The following is a 16,170-nucleotide window of genomic DNA, read 5'->3' as shown; positions in this document are numbered from 1 at the left end:
CCGCCTCTGACTTTACCATCAAAGTCGATCCCACCTCCCTTCAGCCTGATACCACATATTATTATGCCTTTGAAGCCTTGGGCTATCTTTCGCCTACTGGCCGTACCCGTACCATTCCGCCGTCTGATATGGCAGCGAGCGAGATAGAGCGTGTGCGCTTGGCAGTGGTGTCCTGCTCCAACTATGGTTTTGGGTACTTTAATGGCTATGCCCATATCGCCAAACAAGCCGATATCTCTGCCGTGGTGCATTTGGGAGATTATATCTATGAATACGAGGAAGGGTTTTATCGCGATCAGTCACTGATAGAAGAGCGCCCATTGTTTCCCAAAAACGAGATCATCAGCCTAGACGACTATCGCCAACGCTACGCGTGTTATCGCACGGATATCGACCTACAAGAATGCCATCGCCAGCATCCTTTTATCGCAGTTTGGGACGATCATGAAATCGCTGATAACTCATGGAAAGGGGGCGCACGCTTTCATAACGACAGCAAAGGCAGCTATTTAGAGCGCAAAATGGCGGCTGTCCGTGCGTATCATGAGTGGATGCCCATTCGGGACGATAAGAGCAATGCGCTTGACAGCCAGCTACGTATTTATCGGCGTTTTGAGTTTGGTAAATTGTTTGATTTAAACATGCTCGACACGCGCATCTTTGGCCGCGAAAAGCTCGATGCGGCAGCCAGTCAGGAGCCAGAACGCCAGCTATTGGGGCTTGAGCAAGAAAACTGGCTCTATCTGAATATGTCTGAGAGCAAACGCCGCGGTGCCACATGGCAGATATTGGGTCAGCAAGTGATTTTGTCTCCTTTTAAAGGCGCTTTTGCCAGCAGCTCAGGCGACATCTGGAACGGCTATGCCAGTGCGCGCGATCGCCTATTAGACTATATTGACAATAACGACATCAAAAACACCGTCGTGTTGACGGGGGACTATCACGCCTCTTTTGCCTTTGATGTCGCCAAAAACCCTTTTGATAGCGACAGCTATAATCCAGCAACTGGTGCAGGTGCGCTGGCGGTTGAGTTTGTTTGCCCCGCCCTCACCTCACTTGCCTTTACTGAGCCAAATACAGGCCCCGACGTCAACCCGCACCAAAAGTTTAACAACCAAATCGACCACGGCTATATGCTACTAGACATCACCGAGCAGGCGTTTCAATGTGAATGGCACTATACCGATACGCTCACCGTCCGTGATAGTAGCACCCAGTTTGCCAAAGGATTGGTCACACAATCACGCGCCCATCATTTAGTTGATGCAGCCCAATCTCGCCCTATCAGCAATGTGGCTGCCCTAGCCGCGGCGGACAAGGCCGTATCCGTCAAAAAGACGACAACAAACCCTGCAGCGATGAGCGAGGCATAAATCTTTAGCGCCCACTGAACTATTGAACGACAGTGAGTTCAGTATTTCAGTATAAAAACGAAACAGCGAGACTGGGATGAGTTTTATGCAACATCGAGCGGTGTAGACACAGCACGCCAAAGAAATTTATACCAGTGCCGCCTTGATATAAACAGAAAAAGGGTGCGTTAGCTGGCGCACCCTTTTGCTGTTTGTGGTTTTTCAGCATATCTAACAATTCTATACTTATAGCGACTTTCAACTCATCTGCTGCATTCGCTTTATCTGCTGCATTCGCTGTTCACTGATGACTACTTATCAGTCGCCGCAGAGCTGCTAGGCAAAGCCGCCGTCGTTGGCAATATTTTACTGCGGCGAAAATACTTGGATGAGCTATCGATGATTTTATCGACTTCTTTGATCAAATCATGAATCACATCATCATAAACACCGTGATGTAACTCGGTCTCAAATGCGGTAAAGGGATGCTTGCGCGCCGCTGAGCTGACCTCTGTCACGCCCTGCTTACTATAAAAAATATCGACGCGGCCATCACTGTTTAGCACGCAATTTAACTGACCGCCTTCGAGCATCATCTCGACGCGCTCGGGCATAAAAATATAATCATCCACATCAATAAGCTTTTTTTCTACTTCTCGCTTAAAAAACGACTTGATATCAAACATACATCCATCCTTTATTCTTAATAGCTTTTACTGGTGCGTGTCCTTATTTAAAAATGTTGATATTGCCAATACTATTGGCATCAACTTTATAGGAATTCAACCATACAATCGCACGCCTGCCCCTGCCGTTATACTTATCTTTATGACGAGCGCTCAATACTGGTTTTGATTCATCGGGTGGCTAGAGCGTGCTTGATTTCTTTATCCTATAAGAGACACGGCTGTTTTTTAAGGCGGGATATGTAAAACTGCGTTTGATGTTGGTAAAAGTGAATGGCTTGTTTAGAGGCTTATCACACCCAGCCTTTTTTGCGAAACGACTTTAGCACTTTGATAAATACTGCCATCTCATCAGGCGTGCCCAGCGTTACGCGGTTGAACCCCGTGACAGGTGGAAAATCGCGACCGACCTTGATGCCACTGTCTCGCATTCTAGCGATGTAGGTTTTTAAATCACCTTTGATTTCATGAAAAATAAAATTGGTCTGGGATGGTAAGTAGCGAAGTTCAAGCTCGTCTAACACGGTTTCAACCATCTGGCGCGACTGATTGGTCGTGCGCAAACTTAACTCTAAAAACTCTGCATCATTTAATGTCGCAATGGCGGCGACCGCACCTGATAAGTTGGTGTTATCCATAGACATAAATGCTTCGACAGCTTCAATAGCTTGCGGGTTAGAAATCGCATAGCCCACTCGCATACCAGCCAAGGCACATAACTTTGAGAAAGTATGAATCACAATAAGGTTGTCTGATAACCCTTGTTTTACCCACTCAACCCCACTCTCAAAGCTTGGGTCATTCACGTATTCTAAGTAGGCTTGATCTAATAAAAAATAGTGGTTGTCTGGTGCGTTACCTATCCATGTTTTAAGCTGGTTCGTTGATGTAATGGTTCCGGTTGGATTATTAGGATTACAAACATATAACAAGCTAATACCGTTAAACTCGTCGGCCGCTTTTTGTAGTCTTTGAAGATCTAAATCATAGTTTTCGGCAGTTAATGGTATCTTGACTACGGATGCCCCAATGAAGTTTGCATACATTTCTGCACAATCAAACGTTGGTACAGGGATTACCATCTGAAACTCTCGGCCCTCCATAAATGCTTTATGTTGCAGCATCTGAATGGTAGCTCGCATATTTTCAGTCGAGCCATTGCCCAATGAGATTTGGTTTTCTGCCACGCCGTGAATACTGGCAACTTTGCTGATGAGTGCAGCACGTACATTATCTGGATAACGAAAGCCTTCACTTAAAGACTCTGTAACGGCTTTTTTGGCAGAATCCGACATGCCTAGCGAGTTTTCGTTCGCATTTAACTCTATCATTTTATTATTTTTCATGATGAACGATACGCCTAACTGTCAGTGGAAAATAAGATCACATTTAATCCTTTCTCATATTAAGTGGCATTTATTATGATTACAAGTTTTCCAAAACCAAAATATAAGTTATTAATTATATTCGGCAAAATCCCTATTTTTTCAAACATTTAGCAGATTATAAAAAAGGTGAGCTACAAATATGCAGCTCACCTTTTAACAGTTAAATACAAAGAGAGGTTAATGACAATACAAGTAATTTATTAGATCAAATGCGCCTTGAGCTCTAGTACTTTATCGCGCGTCTTAGCAGCATCTTCAAACTTGAGATCACGCGAGAACTGCTTCATTAGCTTCTCAAGACGGTTAATCTCTTTAGCCAGCAGATCAGGGCTTCTGAGTATACTAATATCGACATCCGGCAGATTGCTCTTAACTGGAATCGCTTGATTGTCGTTGGCATCCAGCTCTTCACCCGTATCAATTTTATCAGTGACACTACGGCGCGCACCTCTTGGCGTGATGTTATGCTCCACATTAAAGGCAATTTGCTTTTCGCGGCGGCGCTCGGTCTCCTCTATCGCCTTCTCCATACTTGGCGTCATACTATCGGCGTAAAGAATCGCTTTACCGTTTAGGTGGCGCGCGGCGCGGCCGATGGTCTGAATTAAAGACCTCTCAGAACGCAAAAAGCCTTCTTTATCGGCATCAAATATCGCCACCAATGACACCTCAGGCATATCCAGTCCTTCACGCAAGAGGTTAATACCGACCAGCACATCGTGCACACCCGTACGCAGCTCATGAATGATTTGCATACGCTCAACGGTATCGATGTCGGAGTGCAAATAGGCCACCTTGATATCGTATTCTTTGAGATAGCTGGTGAGATCCTCCGCCATGCGTTTGGTCAAAGTGGTAATCAATACGCGCTCATCCAGCTCGCGGCGTTTGGTAATCTCTGAGAGCACATCATCGACCTGGGTCAATACGGGGCGTATCTCAATCTCAGGATCAATCAAGCCTGTTGGTCGCACCACTTGTTCGACGACTTGCTCGCTGTGCTCAAGCTCGTATTGCGCAGGGGTCGCACTAACATAAATGGTCTTGGGCTTGATGCGCTCCCACTCTTCAAACTTCATCGGCCGGTTATTCATCGCGCTTGGCAGACGAAAGCCGTAATTCACCAAGTTCTCTTTACGTGACCTATCGCCTTTATACATCGCGCCGACCTGCGAGACCGTCACATGCGACTCGTCGATAAACAGCAGCGCATCTTCTGGAATATAATCAAACAACGTTGGCGGCGCCTCACCCCAAGGACGACCAGAGAGATGCTGCGAGTAGTTCTCAATACCATTACAGTAGCCGAGCTGCTGAATCATCTCTAGATCATACTGCGTGCGCTCTTTGAGGCGCTGCGCTTCAATCAGTTTATTATTATCACGAAAGTACTCAAGACGCGGCTCAAGCTCAGCACGAATAGTCTCGATGGCGGCCTCAAGGCGATTACGCGGTGTCACATAATGCGACTTGGGATAAATGGTAATCCGTGGCACACTACGCACGGTTTTGCCTGTCAAAGGATCGAACCAAGTGATCTTTTCGACTTCGTCATCAAACAGGTGAATACGAATCGCCAACTGCTCAGACTCTGCAGGGTAGATATCCAAAAGCTCCCCGCGCAAGCGATACGTACCACGGCCGAAGTCCAGCTCGTTGCGGGTATACTGCATCTCAACCAGACGTTTGATGGTCGCGGTACGATCGATCTTGTCACCGACGACGACGTGCAGTAGCATTTTCAGATAACTCTCCGGATCGCCCAGACCGTAAATACAAGAGACGGATGCAACGATAATAGCATCCCGGCGCTCAAGCAGGGCCCGCGTTGCCGACAGACGCATCTGATCAATATGATCATTAATAGCGCTGTCTTTTTCGATAAAGGTGTCGCTAGCTGCGACATAAGCTTCGGGCTGATAATAGTCATAATAGCTGACAAAATACTCAACAGCGTTATTCGGAAAAAAGGCTTTAAACTCGCCATATAACTGCGCCGCCAAAGTTTTATTATGCGCCATGATAATCGTTGGGCGCTGGCACTCGCTAATCACCTTAGCCATCGTATAGGTTTTACCCGAACCCGTCACGCCAAGCAGCAGCTGCTCGTCCATTCCTTTATTGACACCATTGACCAATTTCTCAATCGCTTGCGGTTGATCGCCTGCAGGCTCAAAGTCTGTGACCATCTCAAAGGCGCGGCTCGATATTTGCGTCCCTGACGCATTGACACCACTGATCTCAGCTTCGCCTTGTAGCTGAGTGGCTAATTGATTTAACTGGCGCGACGAGCGCGGTTCGGGCATACGCATATTAGCTTTCTTCTTTTTTAAGTTTACAATTATGTGGGGGCTTTATGCCTGTTTTTAAAGGTTATTTGCTGGCCTTGATGCTAGTAATTTGGTGTTAATTACAGACCATAATCACTGACTATCAAAGCTGATATTCAGCTATCAATTATGAGTGAGTATTGATAAGAAGCTCATTAAGATACTTTGTTAAATCAAAGGCTGCTGCCCCGCTTAGGTAATCAAAGATTATAATTAAGCTTGTTTTAGCTATTATATTTACAAAGATTTTCATGCTTAACAAAGCCATTACATGACCACCTAATAAAGCCTAACGCTCATGGGTTCCATACCTCTAATAAGCTGTTATTATTGATATCGAAAGTTGATAAGAAAACGCTGACTAAGAGCTTTAAACTAAGCGTCTAAAAATTTAGTCGGTCATTAGATAACAATTAAATATAATCAAAAATGGAGTAATCTATGAGAGAACGTTATGCAAGTGGTATAAATGATGATACTGCTAAGAAAATGGTTGAGCTGTTAAACTCTAATCTAGCCAACTTGATTGATTTGAGTATGGATAGCAAGCAGTGCCATTGGAACTTACAAGGTACTGGATTCATCGGCGTGCATCAGTTATTGGATGAAACTTATGATCGTCTGACAGAAGCTTTTGATACTGTCGCTGAACGTATTGTCATCTTGGGCGGCAAAGCAAATGGCATCTCTAAGCGTGTCGTTGAAGATTCTATTTTAGAAACTTACCCAACTGATATTACTGAGGTTGAGCAGCATGTTCGTGAGCTGACCAACCGTTATAAAATTATTGCAGCTTCACTACGTGAAGGTATCGATACAGCTGGTGATGCAGGCGATGAAGATACTGCGGACTTATTAACCGAAATCAGCCGTACTATCGATAAAGATGCTTGGTTCATCGGTGCTAATGCACCTAAGAAGTAATATTTTTATCACTCTTATTTGTTGAGTCATAAAATACAAAAAAAATCGCCTAGATGGCGATTTTTTTTGGTTTGATACTAGGGTTATTTAGCTTTGCACTGGATCTGGAGAGCTTTTATGTGGCGCGATGGTTTTGGCATTAGGCGCAGATAGCGTCAGGATGGCCTCTTGAAATATCTTATTGGCACGAAACTGGCTCTCGATGCTCTCAAAGATCTGCGCTATACTCTCTTCTCTTTGATTACCTCTGACATCTACAGCCGCTACCATAAATATCTTTTTTGGTCCCACCCATTCTAAATGTAAGTAAGAGACGCTATCGACTCCTTCATGTCTCAAAAGCTCGCTTAATACATAATCATGCATACTATCTGAAACTTTATATCCCACCAAAAAGTCGCGATTACGACTGATCAAAAATATCGCCACTGCCCCTAATAATATACCGACAATAATGGAACCTAACGCATCCCAAAAAGCCTGCCCAGTATAGACGTGCATGCCCATTGCCGCTGCCGCGATAACTAGACCAGTAACCGCCGCTAAGTCCTCAAAAAACACCCCGCGCAAAGTGGGGTTAGAAGTCTCAACCACATAACCAATAGCGCTAACCTCGATAGCCTGACCTTGCTTTTTACTTTGCAAATAAGCTTGCACTAACGAGAAGCCCTCAAGTACAAAAAGGCGATCGTATAATTGGTCTCAGCTTCTGGCGCATTCCATTCGGTAATACCTGTATAAATAGAGACAATGGAGCCTGCTATAAACACGCCAAAAGCCGCTATCATCGACCACACATAAGCTTCTTTACCATAGCCTAACGGATGACTTTTATCCGCAGGTTTGACGGCTTTTTTCTCAGCGACTAATAAAAAAACACCATTGCCCGTATCCGCCCATGAGTGCGCCGCCTCCGCTACCATAGACGCCGAGCCGGTGATAAAAGCGGCAACGGACTTAGCGATAGCGATCAAAAAGTTAGCGCCAATAGCAATCAAAACCGTAATCACCGAGCTGGACTTTTTATCTTTATTATCAGGATCTGGTTCAGGCTTTTGCGCGTTTGGTTTATGACGCGTCAGTTCTGGACCACCTAAGTGTAATTGCGGGTTGGCGACGGAGGGTTTTAGACTCATAAAAAACTCTATAATATGGGTTAAAAGCTTAAAGGCTGAAAAAATTATTATCTATATTATAGAGACTAAAATAAATTAACCGTTATTCTTTTACAGTAGCTCATCCGTTAACTGTTGGTAACTTTTGACAATGTTACTTAGATTCTGGGTTGGTCTGCGTATTTTCAGCTGTGCGGGTCAACTCTCCGACCTCTTTATTGATATCGCAACTAGGACGATGTGCGCTTTGCATACGCATCTCTTTTCGCTCTAATGCTGCATCAGCGCGGCATTGTTGGCTCTCGTTTTTGATCTCTAGCGGCGGCACAGGCGTAGGCTTGCCGTTATCGTCGATCGCGACCATGGTAAAGTAGCAGCTATTGGTATGGCGGATCGTCCGCGCGCGTACATCTTCAGCTTCGACTCTGATACCGACCTCCATTGAGGTGGTACCGACGTAATTAACACTAGCGGCAAAAGTGACGAGCTCGCCGACATAGATAGGCTCACGGAACATCACCTGATCGACCGATAGCGTGACAACGTAGCTACCACTGTAGCGACTGGCACAGGCATAAGCGACCTGATCGAGCATTTTGAGCAAGTCACCACCGTGGACATTACCGATGAAGTTGGCCATGTCTGGGGTCATCAGTATCGACATATAAAGTTCGTGGTTTAAAGGGGCTTTTTTGGCGGTGGAGCTGGTGTTGAACTGAGCCATAGTGATCCTTAGTTACTGTGCGGAAGTCATTGTGAAAGTGTCATTGTGGTTTGTCGTGCAAAGTTTATTTGTCATTTATACAGTAGGCGATTATTTAGTGCAAATCGATAAAACCAAAAAAAACGGCTTAACCTAAGTTAAACCGCCGTTATTAATTGCTCAAAAAATTAAGCTGTAGCCGCTTTATTTAGCCAGCGAAAACGATATGCTAACCAAGCTGTGCCCGCACTGACTGAACCAGTTAAAAAACCGCCCCAAGTAAAATCTACCAAAGCAGTATCTAACGTGTAGCCTTTAAATAGGGCCAAATTGGTAAAGTCATAAGTACCGTATGCCATTAAGCCAAGTAAGCCACCCAATAAGAAAATATGCCCGATAGAAGCTTCTGCTTTTATTTGCGGATAAAGAACAATAATGCATAAAGCTAGGATATAGAACATATAAAAAACAACAGCCGCCGCCATCATATTCGGCTCATTCGCTAAAAGATGACCGATACGCTCCTCATAAAACAGCCCTTTCATCGTTGACAGCCAGACAAAATCCACGCCCAAAAACATAGCAACAGCAACGAGATAAACAAACGTATAGCCCATAATAATAATATCCTTTTATCATACTACACATAGATTTTCACTGCCGCTATGTCTAGCCTATTTTATTTACGTAATCTATTAGACTTACTACCATGCTCTAACTGTACTTCAATATAACGTCTTTAGGTTTAGTAATCGTTATGGCTTTAGGTAACTTAATTGTAAAGTGTCTTTCATTTATACATCCCTTACCATGATCACTAGTTTAATTTTAGACCTCTTATCCTTAAGCAAATGCAGCCGCAGTGCTAGAAGCGCTACGCTGATTAATAGTACTGCCCATGGGCTTGTTTATCACATCAGTTACAGGCGAATCAGAGAAATGCAAAATATCAATATTGTCAGGCTTAACCGCAGTTAGTTGGACGACGCCAATAGTGCGCTCCAAAAAGCCGCCTTCGCAGTAACAAAAATAAAACTCCCATAGACGGATAAAAGCTTCGTCATAGCCAAGTGCTTTGATCTCCTCACGCTGCGACATAAAGGCAATACGCCAATCGCGCAAAGTATGCGCGTAGTCAAAGCCATAGTCATGCAGTTGCTTGATAACCATATCCGTCTGCTGAGTGAACTGGTTATTAAGCTCTTGATTAGAGAGCAAACAGCCGCCTGGGAAGATATGAGTCTGAATAAAATCCACTGAATCAACATAGTCTTGATAGTTTTGATCGTTAAAGGTGATGGCTTGTAATACCATAAGCCCCGTAGGCTTAAGCAAATCATTGCACTTAGCAAAAAAGGTGGGCAAATACTCATAACCGACTGCCTCTATCATCTCAATGCTGACTAGCTTGTCATACTGTCCTGTCAGATTGCGATAATCCTCTTTGAGTAAAGTTATCTTGTCAGACAGCCCTGCCGCGTCAATGCGCGCCTGTGCTTCATCGAACTGCGCATCGGATATGGTTGTGGTCGTTACATGACAGCCGTAATGACTCGCAGCATAAATGGCAAAACCGCCCCAACCTGTGCCAATCTCTATTACCTGATCATCGGCAGTGAGCTGCAGACGCTGACAGATAAGCGCAAGCTTATGCTGCTGAGCCTCGCTAAGGGTGGCCTCTGGGTTTTTGTAGACGGCCGAGGAGTACATCATGGTCTCATCTAAAAAACGCTGATACATATCATTGCCCAAATCATAGTGAGCTAAGATATTAGATTTAGAGCCTGACTGGTCGTTACTACGCAGCTGATGATTGGCCCTCTCAAAGGCTTTGCTTATACCGGCAAAGCGGTTCTCAAGCTTATTGAGCACTGCTAGATTACGCGCCGCCAAGCGTATTAAGCCTGTCAAATCATCGGTATCCCACTCGCCATTAATGTAGCTATCGGCAAGCGCTATAGAGCCGCCAAAAAGCAGCTGACGATAGACACTGATATCATGAATCGTGAGGGTGACGTGTAGAAAATGACGACCAATAGCAGAGCTACTTTTGCTATTGATAGCCTGACTACCAAAGCTATATGCTTGCGTCTGCTGAGCATAATCCTCTATTACTGTGATACCGCCAAACTGTACTCGTTTTAACGCTTGAAATATCGCCTTTCTAGCTAAAGCATTAACGCCGTTACTCACAGGTCGCAAAAGAGCGCTATCATTTAAAGTCTGATTAAAACGGGCGTTGATTTTTTCTAATCTACTGCTTGGCTGACGATCGGTTGGTCGGGGTGACATCGCGGTGGTATCCTCTTGTCCATTTGAGATAGTCGCTTACTGATAAACACTTGTTACTTTTTTACTCTTTAATACTGTCGTTCAACGGATTTTGGTAGTAAGAACACATTGACTAAACCTTAAAAATCACTCGGTTTTAGCTAGCTTTATGATTACTTGATTTTGTCATTACTTGATAGTGGTTTACTCATGGCTTACTTTCTGCTTGCTATCTGCTAGCTTCTCACCGTAGTTGATATAAGGCACTTTTTTGAGCGCATAGAGTTTAAAAGCATGCCAATAGATACGGCTAAGCGAGGTAAAATTCATCAATGGGTTTTGTTTTAAGCTTTGGCGGATGCTCTCTTGGGTCATCGGCTCTCCACTCATTTTTATGCCCGTTTTGAGTACTTCACCGCGCTTGTCACTGATATTGATTGCTATCCTAATATCAAAGACATCGTTTTGGTTAGTCTTATCATCAGCTTTACTGTTTTTGGACTGTTGGGGTTTGACGCTGACCAGCCAGCGATAGAGCTGATCGATAGGATTAAAAGGCGAGACATGAAAATCTTTATCATGACAAAGCTCCGTCTCCTCGCCTTTTAATAAAAAACTATAATAGTGACGCTTATCCCACGGTGTATTAGACACTTCTGCTAGTAAATGGGTAGGCGTTTGCTCACTATCAAAACCGATATAAAAGTTCACTGGGCTAAAATAAACACCAACATTACGGCACACTATCAAGCCAATAATCTCGCCTGTCGGCGTACTGCCCGTTTTGTCTTTGAAGACAGCATTTAAACGCTGCAACAATCCCTCTATACTTTTAACATTATCATCAGCACTAGTAATATCAGCTATTTCTTGATTCGCCTGATCTAATGGCAAACCTTGCAAGTAGTCATCGGCATAAAACTGCTGTAACGCTTTATGTTTCGCTGAAAATATCGGCAAGCCTTTGCTAATTGCTGCACCAAAGGGAAGTTTATTGAACAGTTTTGCGCTATGAGTGTGGTTATTTTGAAGCTGCATGCTTGCGACTTCTGGTAATCCATCACCTGCTGCCAAAGCGCTAATATTGACGCCCCAATAACGGTACGGATAAGTAAATTTATGCACGCTCGGTAATAGGCGACTGTGCCACGTTGTGCCATGAAACAGCTGATGGGTAAATTGACTATTAGACGAGTGGTCTCTTTTAGGCATTAAGCGCTCTTTTATTTATGTTTACTGCTGTGAAGGACTCTAGCCAACAGACCGTGCTTTTTTGTTTTAGCAGCGGTTAGAATTTTAGGCTTAGCTGCTATCGATGCGATATAAGCAAGCAATTCTTGATTGGTCTCCGCACTAAGTAGTTGGCGATTGTCTAATTTGTGCATAGATTTATCCGCTCTGACTGGTATGTCTTTATAGACAAAGGGCGTATGCGCCGACTCACCATCTGGCAAATGACTGGCGTCAACCTCGTCTTTGATGTCAATCTGACTACCTAAAGACTGACAAACTCGTAAGCCACTGCGCACGCCATCTTCATGAAAACCGTTGAACCAATAAGCGCCGCAAAAGTGCGTGTGCAAACCACTACTAGAGATGGTTGACCACTGCTTTTGCGCCTCTATCATCGGCTTGTCAAACACCGGATGGCTATAATCAATCGACTTGATAATTTGTGCAGGGTCAATCTTGTGATTAAGCGTGACCAGATAATTGTGCTGCTTCGTCAGCCTTTGTAAGATATTCATATGATACGTCAGTACTGGCTTCGCAGAAGTTTGCTCGGCTGTGTTATCCGTCTTGCCATCGGCATCAAGCAAGTAGTTCCAACTCGCCCAAGCCAATGGCTTATTAGGCAGGACGCTAGTATCGGTATGCAACACAGCTGTGTTAGAAGTAAAGCGAAAATGACTTAAGACCTCAGTCTCATCGCTAGTCGCATCTTGCAAAATCTTTAAAGCAGTATCGGCGTGACACGCAAAAATCACCTCATCAAAGTCTAAACTTTCTATACTCTTGCCATTACTCATCTTCAAAGTCACTTTAGCGTCAGTACTGTCAGCTTTGTTGTGCTTATTACGAGTGACCGACTGTACAGGAGAGTTGACTCGCACTTGCCCGCCTTTTTTAACAAAACGCGTCACCAACTTATTAACATATTGCTTAGAGCCACCTTTAATCGTGAACCACTGCGGGCGATTGACCACGTCTAGCAGACCATGATTATCAAAGAACTGCGCAAAGAAGACTAACGGGAAATCTTGTACGTCTTCTAAGCTCGTTGACCAAATAGCTGACACCATAGGCAGCAGGTAGTTATCAGTAAATAATTTTCCGTAACGTTTACTGGCTAAATACTCGCTCAAGGTTTGCTGAGTGTAGCGAGTGACCGCTTCGCCATTGCTGCGAGCCGCTTCGAAATCCTGACGCAGCTGCTTCATCTGCTTGTTAAATTGCAATATATCTTGCACAAAGCGCCAAAACTTCGGGCTGATGATATTTTTACGCTGCGATAGCAAGGTATTGATGGTATGACCGTTATACTCAAAGTTGCGGGCAACGTTTTTGACCGAAAAGCTCATATCTGTCGCTTGAAACGGCACTTGCAGCTCATGCAACAGACGAAAAAAATTCGGATAAGTGCGCTCATTAAAGACAATAAAACCGGTATCAATCGCACTTTTTTCTGCCTGACTTTTTTTACTAAACCTAATTTTACTAAACCTAGACTTTGACTTTCTGCCGTCTTGTAATGCCACATCGATAGTATTGACGTGACCACCGATATAATCATTAGCTTCAAAGACGGTAACGTCGTGCTCTTCTACTAAATAGTGCGCGCACGTGAGTCCTGAGACGCCTGAACCGATAATGGCAATATGTTTTTTAGTTTTACCATTCTTTTGGCGATTATCATCGCTAGTACTACTCTGTGCGGCGATTACAGCGTTACGGCGAAACAACGGCATGTCTATTATCCTTTAGACTTTTTTAATATATTTGACTGTCTTGATGTACGTAGCTCTCTAGCGACTCACTTATGACTTTTTGTACAGCTGCTTACTGACTTGCTGCCACGCCATATCAGGCAGAGTGCCTAAAGTTTTTAGTGGCAAAGTTAGTTTTCTTGGAAACTCAATGACTTCGTGCTCAGCTTCGATACCATCACGAATGGCTTGACTGGCTTGCTGAGGAGTCTGCAAAAACGGCATCGGAAAATCGTTTTGCTCAGTCATCGGCGTATCGACAAACCCTGGCACAACTAAGCTGACCGCGACATCAAATGGTGCAAGACTGATTTGCAACGTTTTCATAAGATAATGAATCGCCGCCTTAGAGCTGCCATAAGCTTCTGCGCGAGCAAAGGGCACATAAGCAGAGGCCGAGCCTAAACCGACTAGGCGACCTTTTGAGGCGATAAGTTTAGGTAGCACGCCTTCGATAGCGTGCGAGAGTGTGCCCATATTGATTGACATCACTTTCATAAAGCTTTCGCTATCAAAGTTCGGCATATCTAAGTACTCGCAAGCCCCCGCGCAGCAAATTGCTAGATCAATAGTATCTAGCTTTTCAAAAGCCGCGATGACCGCTTCTCTATCCATCAAGTCTAAATCTATGGGTGTCGCGCCTAAACTTTTAAGTTCCGCTAAAGCCTCATCATCGCGCCCTACCGCATAGACGTGCTGATCCTTTGCTAAATAGTCTTTTGCAAGTTGCATACCTATACCTGAGGTCGCACCTGTGATTACGATATGCAGTCTTTCAGTCGTTGTTGCCATTACACTAGTCCCTTTTTAATGATGATTGCATTCTCACTATTAATCCATAGTTGTTTTAGCAAAACTTAAGTTTATAATAGCTAAATAATACAAATAAGAGTTATCGTTATTGTTGTAACTTCGCAAACGTAAAATAAAATTTAGATATGATTATTCAGAGTCTGACTTTGCCAAAAACCATAAATTTTCTGTTACTAGTGTGGTAGGACAGCCTACCGTCTACATGCTACAATAAAACCGCTACTCGCGCTTATTGAGGCGCGTGGGCACAGCGATAATTCTACTTTTATAGTGACACTTCTAATAACGACCATTTAATAACGGCGTTTCTATCCTATCTCTATTTTCTATTCAGACTTATTAAGGATTTTTTATGAGCGAGTTGCAACTGTCTGACCGCGTCAATAGCATCAAACCATCACCAACGCTAGCGATTACCAATAAAGCCAAAGAGCTAAAAGCGGCTGGTAAAGACATCATCGGCCTAGGTGCTGGCGAACCAGATTTTGATACCCCAGAGCACATCAAAAAGGCAGCCATTGATGCAATCAATAACGGTTTTACCAAGTACACCGCTGTCGATGGTACACCAGAGCTCAAAAAAGCCATCATTGATAAGTTCAAACGTGATAATGACATCAGCTATGAGCCAAATGAGATCCTAGTATCGGTCGGTGGTAAGCAGTCTTTCTTTAACCTTGCCCAAGCCTTTATTAATCCAGGCGACGAAGTCATCATCCCAGCGCCTTACTGGGTCAGCTATCCTGATATGGTCATCATCGCAGGCGGTAAGCCTGTCATCGTCGAATGCCCTGCTGAGCAAGATTTCAAGATCACCGCCGAGCAGTTAGAAGCCGCCATCACAGACAAAACCAAACTGCTGGTGCTAAACAGCCCATCGAACCCAACAGGTATGATCTATACGTTGGATGAGCTAAAAGCCATTGCAGAAGTATTGAAAAAACACCCACACGTCTATGTGGCCTCAGATGATATGTATGAGCACATTCGCTGGACGGGTGATAAATTCTACAATATCTTAAACGCCGTACCTGAGCTAAAAGAGCGCGCCATCATCCTAAACGGCGTATCAAAAGCCTATGCCATGACAGGCTGGCGCATCGGCTACGCTGGTGGCCCTGCCAAACTCATCGGCGCGATGAAAAAAGTACAGTCGCAGTCTACTTCTTGCCCAACCTCTATCAGCCAAGTGGCTGCCGAAGCCGCCATCAGTGGTGACCAAAGCGTACTGGCACCGATGGTAGAAGCCTTTGAGAAGCGTTGTGATTTGGTCGTTGATGGTCTAAATGCCATTAAAGGCATCACGTGCCTGCGTCCTGATGGCGCATTTTACGTCTATCCTCAAATCAAGCCATTAATCAAAGCCGCTGGCCTGTCTTCATGTACAGAGTTTTCAGAATGGCTACTGGATAAAGTTGGCGTAGCGGTCGTCCCTGGTGATGCCTTTGGTCTTGGCGGCTATATGCGCATCTCTTATGCCACTGACGAAGCGACGCTAAAAGATGCGCTATCACGTATCGAAAAAGCCGTGGCTGACTTGGACGTTGCTGAATAAGCAACTCACTAAGCAAAAAGGCTTTTAAGCTGAATAGCTTGATTGT

The 16,170-nt window shown here is 44.4% G+C and carries 14 protein-coding genes; 3 read left to right on the top strand and 11 right to left on the bottom strand.

What is annotated here, in order from left to right; all coding sequences use genetic code 11:
• The coding region (locus NK638_RS08885; RefSeq protein ID WP_274632729.1) for an alkaline phosphatase D family protein at positions 1–1,373 on the top strand (1,373 nt) is incomplete at its 5' end.
• Between the two features lie 290 nt (positions 1,374–1,663).
• On the opposite strand, the gene NK638_RS08880 is transcribed toward NK638_RS08885, so the two are convergent.
• The 3 genes from NK638_RS08880 to uvrB form a co-directional block, all read right to left on the bottom strand.
• Positions 1,664–2,038 carry a hypothetical protein gene (locus NK638_RS08880; RefSeq protein ID WP_075101559.1) on the bottom strand — a complete coding sequence of 125 codons (375 nt, stop codon included), beginning with the start codon at positions 2,036–2,038 and terminating at the stop codon, positions 1,664–1,666.
• 293 nt (positions 2,039–2,331) lie between these two features.
• Positions 2,332–3,384: a pyridoxal phosphate-dependent aminotransferase gene (locus NK638_RS08875; RefSeq protein ID WP_274632728.1), complete on the bottom strand. Its 1,053-nt coding sequence runs from the start codon at positions 3,382–3,384 to the stop codon at positions 2,332–2,334.
• Positions 3,385–3,626: 242 nt separating this feature from the next.
• The gene (gene uvrB / locus NK638_RS08870) at positions 3,627–5,738 is read right to left on the bottom strand and encodes an excinuclease ABC subunit UvrB (RefSeq protein ID WP_274632727.1); all 2,112 of its coding nucleotides are present in this window, start codon (positions 5,736–5,738) and stop codon (positions 3,627–3,629) included.
• A 459-nt stretch (positions 5,739–6,197) separates the two neighbouring features.
• On the opposite strand from uvrB, the gene dps reads away from it, so the two are divergent.
• Complete coding sequence (dps, locus tag NK638_RS08865) at positions 6,198–6,680, top strand: DNA starvation/stationary phase protection protein Dps (protein WP_274632726.1); 483 nt, start codon at positions 6,198–6,200, stop codon at positions 6,678–6,680.
• 87 nt (positions 6,681–6,767) lie between these two features.
• On the opposite strand, the gene NK638_RS08860 is transcribed toward dps, so the two are convergent.
• From NK638_RS08860 to NK638_RS08825, 8 genes are all read right to left on the bottom strand, one after another.
• Positions 6,768–7,325, bottom strand: a complete 558-nt coding sequence (locus NK638_RS08860; RefSeq protein ID WP_274632725.1) for a hypothetical protein — start codon at positions 7,323–7,325, stop codon at positions 6,768–6,770.
• 11 nt (positions 7,326–7,336) lie between these two features.
• A complete protein-coding gene (locus NK638_RS08855; RefSeq protein ID WP_274632724.1) occupies positions 7,337–7,816 on the bottom strand; it encodes a cation diffusion facilitator family transporter in 480 nt (159 codons plus the stop codon).
• Positions 7,817–7,949: 133 nt separating this feature from the next.
• Positions 7,950–8,519 (bottom strand): acyl-CoA thioesterase, encoded by a 570-nt coding sequence (locus NK638_RS08850; protein WP_274632723.1) that lies wholly within the window; start codon positions 8,517–8,519, stop codon positions 7,950–7,952.
• A 167-nt stretch (positions 8,520–8,686) separates the two neighbouring features.
• Positions 8,687–9,115 (bottom strand): DUF2177 family protein, encoded by a 429-nt coding sequence (locus NK638_RS08845; RefSeq protein ID WP_274632722.1) that lies wholly within the window; start codon positions 9,113–9,115, stop codon positions 8,687–8,689.
• A 226-nt stretch (positions 9,116–9,341) separates the two neighbouring features.
• Positions 9,342–10,790 (bottom strand): SAM-dependent methyltransferase, encoded by a 1,449-nt coding sequence (locus NK638_RS08840; protein WP_274632721.1) that lies wholly within the window; start codon positions 10,788–10,790, stop codon positions 9,342–9,344.
• 183 nt (positions 10,791–10,973) lie between these two features.
• Positions 10,974–11,981, bottom strand: a complete 1,008-nt coding sequence (locus NK638_RS08835; RefSeq protein WP_274632720.1) for a DUF1365 domain-containing protein — start codon at positions 11,979–11,981, stop codon at positions 10,974–10,976.
• A gap of 11 nt (positions 11,982–11,992) precedes the next feature.
• Complete coding sequence (locus tag NK638_RS08830) at positions 11,993–13,738, bottom strand: NAD(P)/FAD-dependent oxidoreductase (RefSeq protein ID WP_274632719.1); 1,746 nt, start codon at positions 13,736–13,738, stop codon at positions 11,993–11,995.
• Between the two features lie 69 nt (positions 13,739–13,807).
• A complete protein-coding gene (locus NK638_RS08825) occupies positions 13,808–14,548 on the bottom strand; it encodes an SDR family NAD(P)-dependent oxidoreductase (protein ID WP_274632718.1) in 741 nt (246 codons plus the stop codon).
• A 373-nt stretch (positions 14,549–14,921) separates the two neighbouring features.
• On the opposite strand from NK638_RS08825, the gene NK638_RS08820 reads away from it, so the two are divergent.
• Complete coding sequence (locus tag NK638_RS08820) at positions 14,922–16,124, top strand: pyridoxal phosphate-dependent aminotransferase (protein WP_274632717.1); 1,203 nt, start codon at positions 14,922–14,924, stop codon at positions 16,122–16,124.
• Positions 16,125–16,170: the final 46 nt, after the last annotated feature.

The sequence above is a fragment of the Psychrobacter sp. A3 genome (assembly GCF_028823565.1).
Lineage (GTDB): Bacteria > Pseudomonadota > Gammaproteobacteria > Pseudomonadales > Moraxellaceae > Psychrobacter > Psychrobacter celer.
This window is presented reverse-complemented; position numbering and strand designations above follow the sequence as displayed.